The sequence below is a fragment of the Pseudomonas sp. JL23 genome, assembly GCF_056933585.1.
Window position 1 is genome coordinate 1,141,590 of record NZ_CM167795.1, and the last position, 19,633, is coordinate 1,161,222.

General features: G+C 60.7%; 17 protein-coding genes and 1 pseudogene. 8 read left to right on the forward strand and 10 right to left on the reverse strand.

All coding sequences use genetic code 11. The features are described 5' to 3' along the window. Positions 1–356: 356 nt before the first annotated feature. Complete coding sequence (locus AC1Z24_RS05430) at positions 357–1,466, forward strand: GGDEF domain-containing protein (RefSeq protein ID WP_483746532.1); 1,110 nt, start codon at positions 357–359, stop codon at positions 1,464–1,466. Next, positions 1,459–2,397 (forward strand): iron-sulfur-binding ferredoxin reductase, encoded by a 939-nt coding sequence (locus AC1Z24_RS05435; RefSeq protein ID WP_483744836.1) that lies wholly within the window; start codon positions 1,459–1,461, stop codon positions 2,395–2,397. Before AC1Z24_RS05430 ends, AC1Z24_RS05435 begins: the two co-directional genes overlap by 8 nt. 239 nt (positions 2,398–2,636) lie before the next feature. Here the strand turns inward: AC1Z24_RS05435 and pyk are convergent, their stop codons facing one another. Then, positions 2,637–4,088, reverse strand: coding sequence for a pyruvate kinase (gene pyk, locus AC1Z24_RS05440; RefSeq protein WP_483744837.1), 1,452 nt, complete (start codon positions 4,086–4,088; stop codon positions 2,637–2,639). A 177-nt stretch (positions 4,089–4,265) separates the two neighbouring features. Here pyk and AC1Z24_RS05445 point away from each other — a divergent pair, with 177 nt between their 5' ends. Further along, on the forward strand, positions 4,266–4,643 hold the full coding sequence (locus tag AC1Z24_RS05445; RefSeq protein ID WP_259098475.1) for a tetratricopeptide repeat protein: 378 nt from the start codon (positions 4,266–4,268) through the stop codon (positions 4,641–4,643). 207 nt (positions 4,644–4,850) lie between these two features. Then, the gene (locus tag AC1Z24_RS05450; protein WP_483744838.1) at positions 4,851–5,207 is read left to right on the forward strand and encodes a PilZ domain-containing protein; all 357 of its coding nucleotides are present in this window, start codon (positions 4,851–4,853) and stop codon (positions 5,205–5,207) included. A gap of 151 nt (positions 5,208–5,358) precedes the next feature. Here the strand turns inward: AC1Z24_RS05450 and AC1Z24_RS05455 are convergent, their stop codons facing one another. From AC1Z24_RS05455 to AC1Z24_RS05480, 6 genes are all read right to left on the reverse strand, one after another. Then, positions 5,359–6,702: a DUF58 domain-containing protein gene (locus tag AC1Z24_RS05455; RefSeq protein WP_483744839.1), complete on the reverse strand. Its 1,344-nt coding sequence runs from the start codon at positions 6,700–6,702 to the stop codon at positions 5,359–5,361. Further along, positions 6,699–7,790 carry an AAA family ATPase gene (locus tag AC1Z24_RS05460; protein ID WP_483746533.1) on the reverse strand — a complete coding sequence of 364 codons (1,092 nt, stop codon included), beginning with the start codon at positions 7,788–7,790 and terminating at the stop codon, positions 6,699–6,701. Before AC1Z24_RS05460 ends, AC1Z24_RS05455 begins: the two co-directional genes overlap by 4 nt. A 227-nt stretch (positions 7,791–8,017) precedes the next feature. After that, on the reverse strand, positions 8,018–9,244 hold the full coding sequence (locus tag AC1Z24_RS05465) for a DUF4350 domain-containing protein (protein WP_259098479.1): 1,227 nt from the start codon (positions 9,242–9,244) through the stop codon (positions 8,018–8,020). Next, positions 9,241–10,833, reverse strand: coding sequence for a DUF4129 domain-containing protein (locus tag AC1Z24_RS05470; RefSeq protein ID WP_483744840.1), 1,593 nt, complete (start codon positions 10,831–10,833; stop codon positions 9,241–9,243). The genes AC1Z24_RS05465 and AC1Z24_RS05470 overlap by 4 nt, the downstream gene beginning before the upstream one ends. Next, positions 10,820–11,800 (reverse strand): stage II sporulation protein M, encoded by a 981-nt coding sequence (locus AC1Z24_RS05475; RefSeq protein ID WP_483744841.1) that lies wholly within the window; start codon positions 11,798–11,800, stop codon positions 10,820–10,822. The genes AC1Z24_RS05470 and AC1Z24_RS05475 overlap by 14 nt, the downstream gene beginning before the upstream one ends. Beyond that, positions 11,797–12,522 carry an RDD family protein gene (locus tag AC1Z24_RS05480; protein WP_483744842.1) on the reverse strand — a complete coding sequence of 242 codons (726 nt, stop codon included), beginning with the start codon at positions 12,520–12,522 and terminating at the stop codon, positions 11,797–11,799. Before AC1Z24_RS05480 ends, AC1Z24_RS05475 begins: the two co-directional genes overlap by 4 nt. Before the next feature lie 192 nt (positions 12,523–12,714). Here AC1Z24_RS05480 and sbcB point away from each other — a divergent pair, with 192 nt between their 5' ends. Next, positions 12,715–14,145, forward strand: a complete 1,431-nt coding sequence (gene sbcB, locus AC1Z24_RS05485; protein WP_483744843.1) for an exodeoxyribonuclease I — start codon at positions 12,715–12,717, stop codon at positions 14,143–14,145. 87 nt (positions 14,146–14,232) lie between these two features. On the opposite strand, the gene mvaT is transcribed toward sbcB, so the two are convergent. Continuing rightward, positions 14,233–14,610 (reverse strand): histone-like nucleoid-structuring protein MvaT, encoded by a 378-nt coding sequence (gene mvaT, locus AC1Z24_RS05490; protein ID WP_259098485.1) that lies wholly within the window; start codon positions 14,608–14,610, stop codon positions 14,233–14,235. Positions 14,611–14,947: 337 nt separating this feature from the next. Here mvaT and purU point away from each other — a divergent pair, with 337 nt between their 5' ends. Together purU and AC1Z24_RS05500 are read left to right on the forward strand one after the other, a co-directional pair. Beyond that, positions 14,948–15,799, forward strand: coding sequence for a formyltetrahydrofolate deformylase (gene purU / locus AC1Z24_RS05495; protein WP_259098487.1), 852 nt, complete (start codon positions 14,948–14,950; stop codon positions 15,797–15,799). Positions 15,800–15,947: 148 nt separating this feature from the next. Continuing rightward, entirely contained in the window at positions 15,948–16,139 is a 192-nt protein-coding gene (locus tag AC1Z24_RS05500) for a hypothetical protein (RefSeq protein ID WP_483744844.1), read from the forward strand. Here AC1Z24_RS05500 and gpgD read toward each other — a convergent pair. Together gpgD and gpgS are read right to left on the reverse strand one after the other, a co-directional pair. Beyond that, positions 16,136–16,909, reverse strand: a pseudogene (gene gpgD / locus AC1Z24_RS05505) (N-acetylglucosaminyl phosphatidylglycerol deacetylase); the annotation flags it as partial. The gene AC1Z24_RS05500 and the pseudogene gpgD overlap by 4 nt on opposite strands. Then, positions 16,869–17,966 carry an N-acetylglucosaminyl phosphatidylglycerol synthase gene (gpgS, locus tag AC1Z24_RS05510; RefSeq protein WP_483746534.1) on the reverse strand — a complete coding sequence of 366 codons (1,098 nt, stop codon included), beginning with the start codon at positions 17,964–17,966 and terminating at the stop codon, positions 16,869–16,871. The gene gpgS and the pseudogene gpgD, both read right to left, overlap by 41 nt. A 180-nt stretch (positions 17,967–18,146) precedes the next feature. Here gpgS and AC1Z24_RS05515 point away from each other — a divergent pair, with 180 nt between their 5' ends. Next, on the forward strand, positions 18,147–19,619 hold the full coding sequence (locus AC1Z24_RS05515; protein ID WP_483744845.1) for a helicase HerA-like domain-containing protein: 1,473 nt from the start codon (positions 18,147–18,149) through the stop codon (positions 19,617–19,619). The last annotated feature ends 14 nt before the right edge of the window (positions 19,620–19,633 follow it).

Sequence of the window (19,633 nt, forward strand, 5' to 3'; positions counted from 1 at the left end):
GAAAAGCTACGGTCCATCCACCGCTTGTGCAAGAGACTGTTGTAGTGGGTGATAAGGCGGTGGTGTAACTGTCTGACCAACTGCATTAATGATGTTTCGTGGGACCGGCTTTAGCCGGGAAAGCAATTGTGCGGACGATAGAGGTGTATCGATCCTGCCTGCGTCTTCCCGGCTAAAGCCGGTCCCACATTGATTCCATGTTTGCCACGGCGCAGGCCCCCCCCGCAAAAATCGCATTTCAATTCAGTTAATGTGTACTTTGACAGTGCGCACTAGGCAACCCGCAGGCGTAGCGCTAGAGTGCTTGCTTCGTGCCACTACGGGAAGGAATCCTTTTGAGCACACCCCGTGGCAGGTTGATAGCCAACACCCGGCAGACCCTTATTCTTCAGCGCTTCGCTATGGCCGCCCTGACTTATGTCGTGGTGCTGGCCTTGACGTGGCTGGCGATTTGTACCGGCGACCTGGCCCAGCCGTTGCCGGTGGCGCTGGTGAGCAGCAGTCTGGTGCTGGTTAGCCAGTTGGCATTGCTGGCGGTCTTCGTCAGCGGCTGGAACCAGCGCTTCGCTGACCCGAGCCTGACCGAGCTCCAGGTGTTGCTGGCCATTGCCTGGCTGACCTGGTTGCTGGCCTGGCTGGATGGCTCGCGCGGTACTTTCCTGGCGCTTTATGCGCCGATTCTGCTGTTCGGTCTGTTCCAGCTCGATGCCAAGGTGTTCGCCCGTTGTGCGGTCATCGTGTTTCTGTGCTTTCTCGGGATCAATGCCCGTGAGTGGCTGATGCTGCCGTCGCCTGCGCCGTTCGGCCATGCCCTGGTGCAGATCTGTGTGCTGTTTGTCATGCTGGCGTGGCTGAGTGTGTTTGCCGGTTATGTCCAGGCCCAACGCGGCCGTATGCGTCAGCGCCGCCAAGCCTTGCAGGCGCATCAGGACACGCTGCGCGGCATGATGCGTCAGCTCGAAGAAGTGGCCGCCACCGATGAGCTGACCCATCTGTACAATCGCCGCTATTTTCTGCGCATGGCCTCTCGTGAATTGCACGGGATGCATGAAGAGCAGACCCACGGTCTGGCCCTGATCGACCTGGATCACTTCAAACGCATCAATGATGCCTATGGCCATGCGGTCGGTGATCGAGTGTTGCAGACCTTTGCCACGGTCACCCAGGGCAGCCTGCGCGAGAACGATATCCTGGCGCGTTATGGAGGCGAAGAATTCGTGATGTTGATCCCCCGTTGTAGCCAACAGCAGTTGAGCGAGTGCTGCGAGCGCGTGCGCCAGGTGTTTGCCGAGGTTGAACTGGAAGGCCTGCTTGATGTGGAGCTGAGCCTGTCAGTGGGCATGACCCTGCTGCACTGGGGCGATGATCTGGACACCGCCTTGCAACGTGCCGATCAGGCGCTGTATCAGGCCAAGCGCGACGGCCGTAATCGTTGCGTCGCGGGTTGGGAACAGGTCAATGCCTGAACTGCATGTAGGTGACCGGCACTGGCCGGTCGCGGCGGCGAGTAATCTGCTGGACGCCCTGAATCAGGCGGGTATTGCTGTGCCTTACAGCTGTCGGGCGGGGAGTTGTCATGCCTGTCTGGTGCGCTGCGTGCAAGGTGTGCCTCTGGATGCCTTGCCTGACGCGCTGGATGCGGGCAAACGCCAACAGGGCTGGCGTCTGGCCTGTCAGTGCCGGGTCGTTGAAGACCTGACTGTGGAAATTTTCGACCCCTTGCGCGACGGTTTGCCTGCCCATGTCGCCGCCTGCGACTGGCTGGCGCCGACGGTGCTGCGCCTGCGCCTGGAGGCCGAACGCCCGCTACGCTATCGCGCCGGGCAGCATTTGGTGCTGTGGACGGCCAGTGGCGTGGCCCGGCCGTATTCCCTGGCCAGCCTGCCGGGGGAAGATCCCTGGCTGGAGTTTCATCTGGACTGCCGCCAGCCGGGTGCCTTTATCGACGTCGCCCGACAACTGCAACCCGGCGACACGTTGCGCCTGGGGGAACTGCGCGGTGGCGCCCTGCGTTACGACCCGGACTGGCAGGAGCGACCCTTGCTGTTGATGGCTTCGGGCACAGGCCTGGCGCCGCTGTGGGGGCTGTTGCGCGAAGCGCTGCGTCAGGATCATCAAGGCGCGATCCGGCTGATTCATCTGGCGACTGAGCACTATCTAGAGAGCGAGTTGCAGGCTCTGGCGGCGGCCCATGGCAACCTGACGGTGCAACGGGTGACACCCGAGCAACTGCTTTCGACACTGGATGGGTTGCGCCTGCTGCCGCGGCAGACCATGGGCCTGCTGTGCGGCAACCCCGTTCGGGTCGAGATGTTTGCCAAACGGCTGTACCTGGCAGGGTTGCCGAGGAATCAGTTGTTGGCGGATGTGTTTGTTGGGCAGGCCGACTCGCTCTGACGGCGCAAAATGATATCCCTGACACCGCGCTGTCGTGCAGCAAACACCTGACCGTAGGACCGGCTTTAGCCGGGAGAGCGTCATCTGCCTCAAAGGCGTCCTCCCGGCTAAAGCCGGTCCTACACAAATCGCGCTCCAATTCAGAGAGTTGCGTTGTGTTTGATAAAAGCTGCCCCTCGCAGAAACGAAAAAGCCCCGGTCTCATCACTGAGCCGGGGCTTTTCTGTAAGGCCTGAGCCTTAAACCATTGGGTCGCCAACGTGCAGGATTTTCATGCCATTGGTGCCGCCGATGGTGTGGTAGCTGTCGCCCTTGGTCAGGATGACCCAGTCACCTTGCTCGACCAGACCGCGCTTGAGCAGCTCGTCTACCGCCGACTGGCTGACCTGGCCTGGTGGCAGGTTGGCCGGATCGAATGGCACGGTGTAGACGCCACGGAACATGGCGGCACGAGCCTGGGTGGCGCGGTGCGGGGAGAACGCGTAGATCGGCACCGAGGAACGGATGCGCGACATGATCAGCGGGGTATAACCGCTTTCCGTCAGGGCGATGATCGCTTTCACGCCCGGGAAATGGTTGGCGGTGTACATGGCCGCCAGCGCGATGCTTTCGTCGCAACGGGTGAAGGACTCACCGATGCGATGCTTGGAGCTCTTGCCCGTCGGATGACGTTCGGCACCCATGCAGATGCGGGCCATGGCCTGCACGGCTTCAACCGGATAGGAGCCAGCAGCGCTTTCGGCCGAGAGCATCACGGCGTCGGTGTAGTCGAGCACGGCGTTGGCCACGTCGGACACTTCGGCACGGGTCGGCATCGGGTTGGTGATCATCGATTCCATCATTTGCGTGGCGACGATCACGGCCTTGTTCAGGGTGCGCGCGTGGGCAATGATTTTCTTCTGTACGCCCACCAGCTCGGCGTCGCCGATTTCCACACCCAGGTCGCCACGGGCAACCATGACCGCGTCACTGGCGCGGATCAGGGCATCGAGGACTTCGTCGTCGGCCACGGCTTCGGCGCGTTCGATCTTCGCCACCAGCCAGGCAGTGCCGCCGGATTCGTCACGCAGCTGACGGGCGTATTCCATGTCTGCGGCATCGCGTGGGAAGGAAACGGCGAGGTAGTCCAGGTCCATTTCTGCGGCGAGCTTGATGTCTTGCTTGTCTTTTTCCGTCAGGGCCGGGGCAGTCAGGCCACCACCGCGACGGTTGATGCCTTTATGGTCCGACAGCGGGCCGCCGATCAGCACGGTGCAGTGCAGTTCGTCAGCGGTCTGGGTGTCGACGCGCATGACCACGCGACCGTCATCGAGCAGCAGTTCGTCGCCCACGCCGCAGTCCTTGACCAGGTCCGGATAGTCGATGCCGACGATCTGCTGGTTGCCTGCGGTCAAGGGATGCGCGGTGGAGAAGGTGAATTTGTCACCGACTTTGAGTTCAATACGCTTGTCAGCGAATTTGGCGATACGGATTTTCGGGCCTTGCAGGTCACCCAGCAGGGCAACGAAGCGACCGTGCCGTGCGGCAATCTCGCGGATCAGCTTGGCGCGAGCCTTGTGCTCGTCCGGGGTTCCGTGGGAAAAGTTCAGGCGGGCAACATCCAGACCCGACAGGATCAGTTGCTCGATGACTTCGGGCGAGTTACTGGCGGGGCCAAGTGTGGCAACGATTTTGGTACGGCGAACGGTCATGCACAAACTCCTTAATTGAAGCGCAGCGAGAGGCTACTACTGTCTTGGGCTGTAGTCATTGTTCCTTTGCACTACCTCGAAGATGATCAACCGGGCAAATGGCAGACGATTGGCAATCAATCAGCCCTGTAGAAATTGCGGCGCAGGCCGATAGCGTGCAGAGCACAGGAGAGTCCCATGCGTATCGTGATGATTTTAGTATTGCTGGCTGCTGTCAGCGGTTGTACCCGTTGGTCGATGAATTCCAACCTCAACAGCGCCTACCGTGATTTCGAGCGCGGCGACTGCGATGCCGTCATGCTGGACCTGTCCAAGGTCGATCGGCAGAGTCGTGCGCGGCGATACATCCAGCCGGAGGTATCGATGTTGCGCGGGCAGTGCCTTGAGCGCCAAAAACTTTACGTTGACGCTGCACAAACCTATCAATACATCATGACGCAATTCCCTTACAGCGAGTATGCTTTCCGGGCACGCGCACGTCTGGATACCCTGGCCCAGCTTGGTTATTATCGTGGCAATGCGCCAGCTGCGGTCACCCGCCCGGCTCCTCTCTGAAGTAACGGAGGGGTTACACCCGATTGGATGAACGGCCATTAATTTGAGTGGCTGTCTGCCATCTTTGCGCTAGGCTCTGTAACGCGGGTGAGAACAAAGGGCAGAGTAAATGCCCCGGACACCCTCCGGGGCTTTCCACTTTTGATACGTGGTGAGTTCAAAGCATTAGCGCGGCCATGCTCAATGGTCCTCGATGGCGATCTTTCCATGCTCAATCGACGAATCAAACGGCATCAACTGCCTTGTTTTCTTCAGGTTTCCAATCGTTATACCGGCAAGACCCTTGGATTTCTCGGCAATATCTCCGAAGAAGGCTTGATGCTGATCAGCGATTTGCCCTTGCTGGTGGGCGCAGTATTTGCCCTGTCCCTGCAAGTGCCCGGCGATGAGAGTGGTCGACGTACGCTGGATGTCAGTGCCCGTTGCCTGTGGTCACATGAAGACGAAACGCCGGGTCATTTCGATTCGGGGTTTTCTCTGGAAATGGCTCCAACCGGATACTTCGAGTTGATTGCGGCATTGAAGTATTACTTCAGTTTTTATGCGGTGGAGGCGTCGGCCTGAGCCTCATTGTGAGGCCGGCTTTAGCCGGAAATACGCTATTCCAGGCACAAAATATGTATCGGCTGCCGGAGGTCTCCCGGCTAAGGCCGGTCCTGCAGCCAGCCATTTCATTCATATATTTGCTTTGTGCTGTCGGATGTAGCCTGTCTGCTTACAGCGCCCCGGCCTTTTTCCAGCTCAAGTAACGACTGACCAGTTGCGGCCCCAACTCGCCGGGGCGTACATCCAATACCGGAATGCCATGGGCGCTCAAACGCTCGTGCAGTCCGGCGCGGGCGTTGAGAAAGTCTACGGCGGCGCAGTAGGCCAGCGCTTCATCGTGGGTCTGCACGCTGGTCTGGCGCAACGTATCGAGCACATCTTCGCGCAGGCTCGCCACCAGTACCCGGTGCTGGCGACCCAATTGTTTGGCGGCGGCCAGCAGCTCTTCGTCATCTTCGTCGCGCAGGTTGGTAATCAGGACGATCAAGGCTCGTCGTTTCTGCCTGACCAGCAATTCGCGCACCGCCTGGCTGTAGTCGGCCGGGCGCTGGCTGCACTCCAGGTCGTACACGCCGTTGAGCAACTGGCTCAGTTGGCTCTGGCCCTTGACCGGCGCCAGGTAGCGGCGCTGCTCGCTGGCCAGGGTGCACAGCCCGACGGCGTCACCCTGGCGCAAGGCCACATAGCTGAGCAGCAGGCAGGCATTGAGGGCGTGATCGAAGTGGCTGAGGTCGCCGTCCTGGCTGCGCATGCGCCGACCGCAGTCGAGCAGGAAGACAATCTGCTGATCGCGCTCATCCTGATATTCCCGGGCAATCGGCGTGCGTTGCCGGGCGGTGGCTTTCCAGTCGATCTGGCGCAGGCTGTCGCCCTCGCGAAATTCGCGCAATTGGTGGAATTCCAGGCCTAGCCCTCGGCGTTGGCGTTGACGCACGCCGATCTGGCTCAGCCAGTTATCCACAGCCAGCAACTGGCCGCCGTACAACCGGGCGAAGTCAGGGTAGACGCGGGTGCTACCGGGCACGTCCAGATAGCGGCGTGACTGCCACAGGCGCAGCGGGCTGGGCAGGTTGATTTCGCAGCGTTCGAACTGGAATCGCCCGCGTTTGAGTGGACGCAGGCGATAACCCAGTTCGCCACGCTGGCCGGGGCGCAGGGTGATGCTTTGCGGCAGGTTCTCGGTGGCCAGGCCTGCGGGAGCATGGTCGTGCAGGCTCAGGGTCAGAGTGACCGGGCTGTCATGTTCGATATCCATGCGCACTTCGCTCCAGCGCCCAAGCGCCAGGCTGCCCGGCATCTGCCGTTGCAGGCGCGGCGAAGGGCGGCGCAGGAGCCAGACGGCATCGAGCAGCCCCAATAAGGCCACGGCCACCAGAACGGCGACGAAGCCGCTGGCGGTCTTGGCGGGCACGGCGATATCCAGCGCATTCAGGCTACCCAGGACAATGGCCAGGCCCAGCAGCGCCAGCAGAATGCCGAGCAGGCTGCGCGAGGGCTTGAGGAGCTGTTTCACAGGCGCGGTGCCGGAACCTGATCGAGCATCTGGCGCAGTACCTCATCCACCGACAAGCCTTCGATATCCAGCTCCGGCGACAGCCGTACGCGGTGGCGCAGCACCGCCAGGGCGCAGCCTTTGACGTCGTCGGGAATGACGAACTCGCCGCCACGCAGCAAGGCCCGGGCCCGGGCGCCGCGGACCAGGGCAATCGAGGCCCGTGGCCCGGCCCCCAGGGTAAAACCCGGCCAGGTACGCGTGGCCCTGGCCAGGCGCACGGCGTAGTCGAGGACTTGCTCATCCAATGGCAGTTCGCTGGCAATGCGTTGCAAGGCCTGCACTTCCCTCGCATGCATCAGCACACGCAGAGGTTGTACATCGAGCATGTCGGCGCGGCTGGAGCGGGTGACCTGGCGGACCATGGCCAGCTCTTCGTTGGCCGGCGGGTAATCCATGCGCAACTTGAGCATGAAACGGTCCAGCTCGGCTTCCGGCAGCGGGTAAGTGCCTTCCTGTTCGATGGGGTTCTGGGTTGCCAGCACCATGAACGGCTGGGCGATCGGCAGGGCACGGCCTTCCAGGGTGACCTGGCGCTCCTGCATGGCTTCGAGCAGGGCGGCCTGGGTCTTGGCCGGGGCGCGGTTGATCTCGTCGGCCAGCAGCAGGTTGGTGAACAGTGGACCCTTGCGCAGCTTGAACTGTTCGGTCTGCAGGTCATACACGGCGTGGCCGGTGACATCGCTGGGCATCAGGTCCGGGGTGAACTGGATCCGCGCGAAGTCGCCGCCGAAGCAACGGGCCAGGGCTCGGACCAGCAAGGTCTTGCCCAGCCCCGGCACCCCTTCGAGCAGTACGTGACCACCACCGATGAGAGCGGTCAGCACATCGTCGATCACCGCATCCTGACCGATCACCGCCTTGCGCAATTCATGGCGAATAGCCTGGGCCAGATGGCTGGCGCGCTGGCGCTGCCTGGTTTGATGGTCGGGGTCGGGTGTCGCTGGTGCAGGCGGTTCGACGGCGACCGGCTCGCTGGTTTCGCTGGCTGGTTCGCTCTGGACCGGTGTGTCGACGGCGGCGCTGACTTCGTCGGCGGCGGGAGCGATTACGCGCTTTTGGATCAACACATAACGGCCCGGACTTGCGCTGTCCTGTGGGACCGGCTTCAGCCGGGAAGGCATATTCCCGGCTGAAGCCGGTCCCACAGTCGCTTGCTCATCCGTTGAGTGCTCCTCTCCCGCAACAGAGTGTTCAGCCTGATCGACGGGCTCGGTCGGTATATCGATGTTGAACTCGACGGGTTGTTGGCTCGAAGGCTCGGTCGGGTGATCGCTCATAAGGCATTCCTGAGGGCTTGCAGGTGGGCAACCTGACGGGTGAAGTCGGCACTGGAAAGGCGTTTGGCCGGACGCGGGCGCATGGCCTGGCCGACGGCACTGGTGGACTGGCGCGTGAGCCGGGCCAGCACTTGCCATTGATCGGCCACACCGAGTTGTTCGAAGCCGGGATGGCGTTGGCGGGCGCGGCGCAGAATGTCTTGTTGCAGGCCGCGCAGCAGGGTTTGTTGACCGCTGTGGCGCAGGAGGAAATCGGCACTGGCGCGCAGGTGTTCGGTCAATTGACGGCGGGCGCGGGAAGCCGGGGCCTGCAAGGGGCCGTGGCGCAGCCCGAAATGCCAGAGGCTGAGCACAATCAGCAAGGCCAGGACGGTCAGGGCCAGGGGAAAGTTATGCAGCAGCAGGCCAAACAGGTTGTCATGATCGGTGCGCAGGACCAGGGTCACTTCGCTGTCCTGGGCCAGATACCACAGCAGCCAGGCATTGTCGTATTTGCCGATGGCGCGGGTTTTCCACAGGTCGGCGTCGGTGACCACGGTAATAATGCCTTGGCCCCGGGTGAGTTGCAGCATATGGGTGGAATCGGCGCTGTTGGCCCAGGCCTGGGCGACGTCCTGCGGGTCATCGAGGTGGAAGGCGGTGTCGAAGCCGATATAGGCCGGAGCGCTTTCGTTTTCGATATATAAGCGGGTCAGTTCCGGCCAGGGCAGATTCGGCGTGTCGGAAATCGGCGCGGCGCGCATGGGAATCATCGGCCTGACGCGTTGGTTGCTCTCTTGCAGATCCTGCTTTTGCAGGTCTTTGCTCAGGTATTGGCGCAGATGCAGGCGATCCAGCAATAGATCGCCACTACGGCCTTTCTTCTCGTCCCAGAGCTGTTCTGCGACAAAGATCAGGTGACCGCCGTCCAGTACCCATTGCAACACCTCGTCGGCCTGACCAGGTGTCATGTTTTCCCGGCTGTCGAGCAGGATCAGGGTCTTGGCGGGCAACTGCGGGTTGGGGTCGGGCAGGTGGTTGATATTGGTAATGACATTGACCGGGATCGAGCGTTGACGCAGGTACTCCTGAGCCGCCAGATACGGATTGCTGCGGGCCTCCGGCGACGGCCCCTGGTCGATGCTGACGGTATAGCGCTCGATGTGGTCGTAGCTGCGCTGGGCGGCCAGAAGCAGCAGCGCCAGGATCAACAGACCGAGCAGGATCGCGGTGCGCCGGGTCATGACGGTGCTCCCGGCTTGCCCAGGTTGCGCCAGCCGTCACACAGCTCCTGGCAAGCCTGCTGCGGCGGCAGTTGGTGACCGTAGGCGAGGTTTTGCCAGTGGCGCATCAGGTTGCGGCTGAAAATAGTGAGTGAAGGTTCAGCCAGGCTGGCAACCCTGAGCAGAACCTGGCCTTCGGTATCGGCTTCCTTAAGGGGCAACTGATAGTCAATCAGCAGGCGATTGAGCAGCGCTCGGTAGAGCAAGCCGAGGGCCTCGCGGGGGTGGCTGGCCCAGAGCTGTTGCGCGTGACCGGCGACGTCGTCCGGCAGGCTGGCGCTGCTGATCTGCAGGCCGAACAGTTGCTCGGGCATGTCGCGCAGTGGCAGTTTCTCTTTTTCGCTTCGACGACTGACAAAGGTGCCGACCCAGCTGCGATAGCGCCAGGCCAGCAGGCAGACCACGGCCAGCAGCGTCCCCCAGAGCAATACTTCGAAGGTGCTGGCCAGGGTTCTGGCGGCGTTGAGCAGGCGCATCAGCCAGGGTGATGGCGCGGCCTGACGGGCATGTTCGCTGGCCGGTTTGGCCTCGTCCGGGCTCTTCCAGCGCCAGCGGGTTTCGCTCTTCATGTTCTTGAACGGTGGCTGATCCAGCACACTGCCGATCTGTTTGGCCGAGTCCTGGCTGGTCACGGGCTGGTGGGTCAGGCGCGGGCTCATCGGCCCGGCTTCCTGCTGGCCGGCCTTGACCGGACTCTGTTCGGGGATCGGGCAACTCTGCTCGGGCGGTTCGTCAGCCCAACTGGTTGACGAGATCGTCATTAACGCCACGCCCGCGCCGATCAGCAGAACATAGGCGCTGCCGATCAGGCGCTGGCGCAGGCGGCGCAGCACCAGTTCGATATCCCAGGCTTCCAGCTGCGTGCGTCGATTGAGGTAGAGGGTGAAGCCGCAGGCGACATAGATGGGTTCCCAGAACACCAGCACCAGGGCGTAGAAGGCGTTGGTCAGGTGTTCCAGCCAGTTCCACTGGCCTTCGGCGAGGAGCAGTTTCTGCCAGCTCCAGTCGATTTCGATCTGCTCCGGGATCATGGCGTAGAACAGCGTGATCATGCCGATCCAGAGGACGGTTTCCAGGCTCGCGCCGACCGACGTCAGGCAGCGCGCGGCACGCATGTCCTTGCGGCTCAACACGCCGATGCGTTGGGCGCGAGGTGCGCCATTCAAGTGTTCAAGCTGCTGGACCGGCAGCAGGAAGCTACGACTGGCACCCAGGCGGCGCCAGGTCAGGCTGGCCAGCCATTGCGATTTGAGCGTGCGTGGCCAAGCTTTCAGCGCTTCCTTGAGGCTCGGTGTATTGCCGAACAGCGCCTGCGAAAGAATCAAGAGCGGCAGGCGGTCATACAGCGGCTTGAGCCACCAGAACACAAACAGGGCAATGGACGGGTACTCCCAGAACACGGCGCTGAGCAGGCAAAAGATCGGCAGCGTCACCAGAGCCCAACTGCCCATGAGCAGGCCGCGATGCTCCCGAGCCAGCAGGACGCCCAAGTCGATGGACTCCCACGGGTTGCGCGGGCGAATGGCCACGCTGGCGTCAGTCAGGCGCATGGCGGGTGCGTCCGGCAAGGGTCAGGTAACTCAGCACCAACAGCCAGAGGCCGCCGCCGACACTGTATTTCAGCGTGGGCGAGGGCCAGGCCATGGAGGACCAGTAGGCTTCTATAAAGGCAGCGATCAACAGCAACAGAATGACGCCGCCGATCAGCTCCACGCTGTCTTTGGCCGCCAGACGCAAGGCCTCGCCGCGCGGCCGCGGGCCGGGGGCGAGCAGGGCGGCGCCGAGTTTCAGGCCGGCGGCACCGGCCAGGGCTATGGCGGTCAGTTCAAAGGCGCCGTGGCCGACGACAAATGACCAGAAGGTCTGGCCGAAGCCGATGCCGGTCAGATGCCCGGCAACCGCGCCAATCATCAGGCCGTTGAACAGCAGGAAGAACAGGCTGCCCAGGCCGAACAGCAGCCCCGAGGCGTACGTCTGAAAACCGATGCCGATGTTGTGCATGATGTAGTAGCCGAACATCTGCCAGTCGTCGCTGGATTCGCGTTCGATGGCTTGGCCGATTCTGGCTGCCGACGGGTCGTACATGCTTTCCATCTCGGCCACCTGTTCGGGGCTGACGACGCTGTAGACCAGATCGGGAAAGCCGTAGACCAGCGCGGCCATGACGATCAGGCTGGCGAAGAACAGCAGGCTGGCGGCCAGTACGAAACGCCATTCAGTGCGCACCCGGCGCGGGAAGTCGGCGAGGACAAAACTCAGCAGTTTGCCGCCCACCTGGCTGCGATGACGATACAACTGCTGGTGACCACGCATGGCCAGTTGTTGCAGCGGGTCGATGATATGGCTGCTGTAGCCGCGTTCCTGCGCCAAAGCCAGTTGTTGGCAGAGGCGCCGGTAGTCCGCGCTGAAGGCATCATGGGATTTGCCCTTGGTTTTGCCGCGCTCGAGGGCATCCAGTTGCGTGGCGAAGCGCAGCCAGTCTTGTTGATGGCGACTTTCAAATACGCTCTGCTTCATGGTGGGCCCAACAGTCCGCGGGCGATGCCGTTGAGCCGGGTGACCGCCTGGGTGGGATGAACGCGCAAAGGCTTGGCCAGGATACTGGCGAGTTCTTCAGTGCGCTCCTTGCTTAGTTCGCCCTGGCGTTCGGAGAAACCGAGCACGGCGCGCTGTTCGTCCAGGCTCAGAGCAAAGGGTGCGATCTGTGCGCTGGCCTCGGGCAGACTCGGGCGTTTGACCGGGATGTCGCGGTAGACCACCAGCGTGCCGGCGGCGAGATCGCCCAGGCGCTTGAACATGGATTGTTGCAGGCAGGCAACGGCGCCCACGCAATAACCCACCGGCAGCATGTCGACAAAGCGCAGCAGGTTGCGGATCAGTGAAGCGGTCCAGCCGATGGGGGTGCCATCATCGTGGATCACCCGCAGGCCCATGATCTGCTTGCCGGGTGTGCGGCCCTGATTGAGCATCTCGAACAACACGGCATACCACCAGGTCACGAGGAACATGGCCAGGGCGGTGAGGCCCGCACCGAACTTTTCCAGGGGGTGCAGCAGTACGGCGAGGATCAGCAGGGTGACGCCGCGAATGCCCAGGTCAATGGCGAATGCCATGGCTCGCGGAACCAGGCCTGCAGGTCGCAAGATCAGATCGATACCTTCCGGAGTCTCGATACGGATGCGGGTATCCAGCGGCGCAGGCGATGGCGCAGTCCTTGGCAAAGCGTGCGGGGATGACATTGTCGGGAATGGGGATTCCTTGGGGAAAGACTGATCCTAGTGGTGAGTCATGAAAATGACTATTAATTTTTATGTCATTGCGCCGCCATGACCGTTAGGAAACGTCTGATATATGTATCAGCACGTTATCCAATTCGCCATTTTCCTGAACTCGGCCCTACACTTCGGCGTTCTTCTGTTCAGGATCAGCCCGTGACTTCCAGCATTTTCTGGTACGACTACGAAACCACCGGCATCAACCCGCGCAATGACCGGGCCTTGCAGGTTGCCGGTATTCGCACCGATGACCAACTCAACGAGATCGCCGCACCGGTGAATCTTTATTGCCAGCCCAGTGATGACATCCTGCCCCATCCGGCAGCCTGCATGATTACCGGCATCACGCCCTCGCGCTTGGCCGAACAGGGGTTGGGCGAGGCCGAGTTCATGACCCGGGTGCACGCTGAACTTGCCGAGCCGGGTACTTGTGGCGCCGGTTACAACACGCTGCGCTTTGATGATGAGGTGACGCGCTACAGCTTGTATCGCAACTTTTTCGATCCCTATGGGCGTGAATGGCAGGGCGGTAACAGTCGTTGGGATTTGATTGATGTAGTGCGCACGGCTTATGCGCTGAGGCCTGAAGGGATTGTCTGGCCCAAGGAGGATGGGCGGGTCACCCTGAAACTGGAGCGTTTGACCGCAGTCAACGGTATTGACCATGGTCAGGCGCATGACGCTTTATCCGATGTTCGCGCAACCATTGCACTTGCGCGCCTGATTCGTGAAAAACAACCCAGGCTTTATGACTTTTTATTTCATCTTCGCAGTAAACAGAAGGTTCAGGAGCACATTCACCTGTTGCAGCCGTTGGTGCATATTTCCGGACGTTTCTCTACGGCGCGTAACTACCTGGGCGTCGTGTTGCCGCTGGCGTGGCATCCGAAAAACCGTAATGCGCTGATCGTCTGCGACTTGCATCTGGATCATGCGCCGCTGTTGCAAGAGCAGGCGCAAATACTAAGACAACGGTTATATACGCGACGGGAGGATCTGGCAGAAGGCGAACTGCCGGTGCCGCTAAAATTGCTGCATATAAATCGCTGTCCGGTGGTGGCGCCGATGGGTGTCCTGCGCAGCGAAGATATTCAGCGCCTGCAACTGGATATCGCGGGCTATCAGCAGCGGGCACAACGCTTGGTCGAGACCCGGGAACTATGGCAGGAAAAACTCCAGGTCGTTTATGGCCCCGAGGAGTTCGCGGGCAATGAGGATCCTGAACAACAGTTGTATGACGGCTTTATTGGTGATCGGGATCGTCGTTTATGTGAACAAGTGCGCATTGCCGAGCCAGAACAATTGGCGAGGGGCGCGTGGCCTTTCGATGATGCACGGCTACCTGAATTATTGTTTCGTTACCGGGCTCGTAACTTTTCTGACACCTTGACCGCGCAAGAGGTGCAGCGCTGGCGGGTTTTCTGTCAGGAGCGCCTGACAGACGCCGGGAAGGGCGCGCCTAATACTTTGCAAGGTTTTGCCCAGGCGTTGGCCGAGTTGTCTCCTGCGGCGACTCCTGCGCAACTCCAGGTGTTGGGCGAATGGCAGCAGCATGTGCAGTTATTGCGTCAGCGGCTGGGGCTCTGACCCCCATCCGATATTTTGTGGGCAATAAAAAACGCCAGCAGGCTGGCGTTTTCGGGGGTGGCGAAAGATCGGCGATCTTGTCCGGGCTTAACCCAGCAGAGTTGCCCAGCTTTCAACCTCGTCACCGCCCCACTTGGCTTTCCACTCTTTCAGAGTCTTGTGGTTGCCACCTTTGGTTTCGATGACTTCACCGTTGTGCGGATTTTTGTATTGCTTGACTTTGCGTGCACGCTTGGTGCCGGTAGTCTTGACGATGCCGCGAGGGGCTTTATTAACTTTAGCGTCAGGATCGAGCAGGGCGATGATGTCACGCAGGGACTTCTGATACTCAGCCATCAGGGTGCGCAGTTTGCCTTCGAATTCCAGCTCTTTTTGCAGTTTGTCGTCTTCCGACAGGTTCTTCAAACGGGCTTGCAGTTCTTTGATAGCTTCTTCTGTGGCGCGGTATTCGTTGATCAGAGACATGAGGAAGACCTTATGTTGTGATGTGGGCAGGGATCTGTGGGGCAATAATAGTCATGCTCTTTGTCCAAGTAAACATTAAATAAAAGTTTTATTTGAATTATTTAGAAATATAGAGCGGTCCTACAGCGCTGAGGAACTAGACGTCAGACCTTTACGTACGAAAGATAGTCCCGTTCCGAGGTACTTAAATGCCCGGCAGCGGCCTTGGGTCAGGCCTGCTTGTTCACCCGTGGCTGGTATGCCAGATCCTCACATCGTCAGAACCGAAGGAGTACTGTGCAGTTTTGCCGCGCACTCGCTAGAATGGCCGCCTTTGCGAAGTTCTGGAGTTTCCCTCATGCGCACTTTTCGTCTGGTGATTGCTTGCCCGGACCGTGTTGGCATCGTTGCCAAAGTCAGTAATTTTCTGGCGTCCCATAACGGCTGGATTACCGAAGCGAGCCACCATTCGGACAATCTCAGCGGCTGGTTTTTTATGCGCCATGAGATTCGTGCCGATACATTGCCATTTGAACTAGAAGGCTTTCGCGAGGCGTTTGCGCCGATTGCTGAAGAGTTCGCCATGGATTGGCGCATTACCGACTCCGCGCAGAAAAAGCGTGTGGTGCTGATGGCCAGCCGTGAGTCCCATTGCCTGGCCGACCTGCTGCACCGCTGGCACAGCGATGAACTGGACTGCGAGATTGCCTGCGTGATCTCCAACCACCAAGACTTACGCAGTATGGTGGAGTGGCACGACATTCCTTATTACCATGTTCCGGTCGACCCTCAAGACAAAGAGCCGGCATTTGCCGAAGTCTCGCGTCTGGTCGGGCACCACCAGGCCGATGTCGTGGTTCTGGCGCGCTATATGCAAATCCTGCCGCCGCAGCTGTGCCGTGACTATGCTCATCAGGTCATCAACATCCACCACAGCTTCCTGCCCTCGTTCGTCGGGGCCAAACCGTACCATCAGGCGTCGTTGCGCGGTGTCAAACTGATCGGCGCTACTTGCCACTATGTGACCGAAGAGCTGGATGCGGGTCCTATCATCGAGCAGGACGTCGTGCGCGTCAGCCATCGCGACAGCATCGAAAACATGGTGCGCTTCGGTCGCGACGTAGAGAAGATGGTCCTGGCGCGCGGCCTGCGTGCACATCTGGAAGACCGTGTGTTGGTGCACGACAACAAGACGGTGGTTTTTGACTGATAGGGCGCAGATCAGCAATCTGATGTGGGACCGGCTTTAGCCGGGAAGGCATAGGCAGAACCGATACATTTTCATAGTCTGTCACACCGCCTTCCCGGCTAAAGCCGGTCCCACAAAAGTGCGCGTCCGTTTGCACAGAGAAGTTCCCATGTCCAATCCACTCGACAAAGCCACCTCCAGCGCCCCGGCCACCCTCGGCGAGGGCTGTCTGAGCCGTTATGACCCCGATGCCCTGACGCCGGAAAACGGCACTGAATTCGAAGGTGCTGCCGAACTGTGGGAGAGCTTGCAGCCTGTGGCAGGTGCCAGCGATGAAGCGTCGGGCAAGCAAAAGCCTTGAGCCTGCAACCAGCCAAACTTGGTCGTGGGCTGACGACCCTCTTCCAGCAACCGTTGCAGCAATTGCAGCCAGTAGCGGCGGGAAAAATCATGACGCATATCCACTGGGTGAAGACCCAGACGCAGGGTTGCGGCCTGTTTCATCCGCATTTCGCGAAAGTCCCCGACAACTTTTGACAGGCCCCGGCGCCAGGCCGTGCCTGCACTCCAGACGATGCCGGGTGCTGGCAGCGCCTGGAAGTCCGCCAACCGGTAAAAGTGCCGGGCGTCACTGGTGTAATCCAATGGCAGGTGGCATAGGGCTTCGCGGCAACCCGTGCTCATCAACCAGGCCGGTGCGACGAAGCCATGCAGCGGCCAGCCAAACCGTTGAAAAAGCTCGATCCCTGCTTCCAGTCGCGTTCGGGCCTGCGCTGCTGTCAGTTGGTAGAACTCGCCTTCCCAGGTGTAGACGCGACGCATGAAGTAGTCGCGCGGCGTGCGTGGGGAGGGTTGGTCGTCACAATGGTAATAGCCGTGCAGTACCAGCTCGTCGCCCCGGTTCAGGCGCTGTTCAAGCATTTGACAGAACCCGGGATCCTGTTCCAGGGCGTGGCGCTTGTGAAAGTTCGGCACCACTAGCCAGGTGATCGGAATGCTGCCAAGTGCATCGACCTCATGGACGAAGTCGCGATAAACAGCCCAGCTCGCCGGGCTGACGTCATGCAGTACCAACAGGACGCTACGGTCGTCAGACACGGACCCATTCCGGCAGGCTGCTGCCAAGGACATCCTGATAGTGGCCCATCAGGCCTTCGACCACCTTGTCCCAGGCGAAGTGATTTTCGACATAGGCGCGGGCTACTTCACCTTTGTTTTTCGCACCGTTGGCGAACAGCTCGCGCACGGCACTGGCCATGGCATCAGGCTGGTTCGGCTCGCAGAGCATACCGCAGGCCGGCGGCACGATTTCATTGAAGGCCCCGGCCGCCACTGCAACCACCGGAATGCCGCTGGCCATGGCTTCGAGCACGATCAGGCCGAAGGTTTCCTGATCGCCGGCGTGCAACAACGCATCTGCGCTGGCCAGCAGGCGGGCGACGTCTTCGACCGGACGAAAGCGTTCCAGTACCGAGACGTTATCCGGCACCTGTCCCGGCATATGGGAGCCGATCAGCAGCAGGTGGTAATTGGGCCCCAATAGCTTCATGCATTCCAGCAGCACCGGCAGGTTCTTCTCTTTGGCGCCACGTCCGGCGAACACCAGCAGGCGCGTGTCTTCGTCCAGGCCGAGGCCGCGCCTGAGGGTCGGGTCGTATTTGTCCGGGTTGAAGGTCTCAAGATCGACGCCCAGAGGCTGCACATGGACGTTGTTGATGCCCATTTCGATCAGCTTTTCCGCCATCAGGCTGCTGGGCGTGAGCACTCGGTCGAAATGGCCGTAGAGCTTGCTGATATAGGTTTCGGCGTTGCTGCCCAGCCAATGGCCGACGCGATTGCTGACCAGCATGGGCAAGTCCGAGTGATAGAAACCGATGACCGGCACGTCCAGTTGTCGCCGGGCATCGAGGGCGGCCCAAGCAGTCAGGTACGGGTCGCCTACTTCGATCAGGTCGGGTTGCAGGGCCTCAATTGCCTTGCGCCACTGATGCATGCGCATCGGAAAACGATAGCCGTTGGCGAAGGGCACGGCTGCGGTCGGCACCTGATAGATGCCACCGTGCTGGCTCAAACGGGCGCCAGGAATCACCAGGCTGTGACGCACATCCGGGTAGCGCTCCAGGCAGCGATGCTTGGCATCCAGATAAGTACGCACGCCGCCGCTGGCCGGGGCGTAGAACATGGTCATGTCGGCGATGTGCACGGGAATTGATCCTCCTGGGCGGCCTGCTGCAAGGCAGCGTTCAAGGGTTGACCACCATTGAGAATAGATGGTTCGCCACAGGGGACGAGCAGCAGGGGCGCGTGTGGCCTTGGCAAAGCTGGTCAATACTTGACCAATCTTCCACGGCTCAATATGGGTGATGTCATGTCTGAGTCTCTTTCTATTGTCCTTGGTGCCGGTCCTGACGGGCTGGCGGTGAGTCAGGCCCTGCGCCTGTGTAACCGTCATGGCCTGATCGCGGGGGCGACCGGTACCGGCAAGACCGTCACCCTGCAACGCCTGGCGGAAGCCTTCAGTGATGCCGGTGTCGCGGTGTTCGCCGCTGATATTAAAGGTGACCTGTGCGGCCTGGGCGCGCCGAGTGCGTCTCAGGGCAAGGTGGCCGAGCGAATTGCCGGCATGCCGTGGCTGGATTATGAGTCCCGGGCTTATCCGGTGATCTTGTGGGATGTGCACGGTCAGTCAGGTCATCCGTTGCGTACCACTTTGTCGGAAATGGGGCCGTTGCTACTGGGCAATCTGCTGGAGCTGACCGACAGCCAGCAATCGACCCTGTACGCCGCCTTCAAGGTCGCAGATCGCGAGGGCCTGTTGCTGCTGGATATAAAGGACCTCAAGGCGCTGCTCAATCACCTCAAGGACAATCCGCAACTGTTGGGGGAAGACAGCGCGCTGATGACCACCGGTTCGAGCCATGCGTTACTAAGGCGCCTGGCAGTACTTGAGCAGCAGGGCGCCGAAGCCTTGTTCGGCGAGCCAGCGTTGCAACTCGAAGACCTGCTGCATCCGGACAGCAGTGGCCGGGGGCGTATTCATCTGTTGCAAGCCAGTCGCCTGGTGCATGAGTCGCCCAAGGTTTATGCCACGTTCCTGTTATGGCTGTTGGCGGAGTTGTTCGAGCAATTGCCGGAGCGCGGCGACGCCGACAAGCCGTTGCTCGCGCTGTTTTTTGACGAGGCTCATTTACTGTTTACCGGGACCCCGGTGGCTTTGCGCGAACGATTGGAACAGGTGGTGCGGTTGATTCGCTCGAAGGGCGTCGGGGTGTTTTTTGTTACCCAGTCTCCCGGCGATTTGCCGGACAACGTGCTCGCACAATTGGGCCTGCGCATTCAGCATGGCTTGCGGGCATTTACCGCCAAGGAACAGAAGTCCCTGCGCGCCGTAGCCGACGGTTTTCGGCCCAATCCGGCCATCGATGCCTTGGCCGCATTGACTCAATTGGGCACCGGCGAGGCGTTGGTCGGCACTCTGGAAGAGAAGGGCACGCCCGCCATGGTCCAGCGGGTGCTGATTGCGCCGCCGCAGTCGCGTATCGGCCCGTTGAGCGAGCAAGAGCGAGCGACGCTGATGCGTCAGTCGGCCCTGGCCGGAAGCTACGATCAGGCCTTTGATCGCGAGTCGGCTTATGAGCTGCTGGCTCGCAAAGCTTCGGTGACCAAGCCTGAGATAGCGGCGCCCGAGGAGAAGGGACTGGGCGATATGGCTGGGGAGTTTCTGGGCGGGGTGGCTGGACAGGCGCTGAAATCGGCTATGCGTCAGGCCGTCAGTCAGATTGGCCGCGAATTGGTCAGGGGCTTGATGGGTTCGTTGCTGGGCAGCAAGCGGCGGCGCTGAAGCAACAAGGCGAT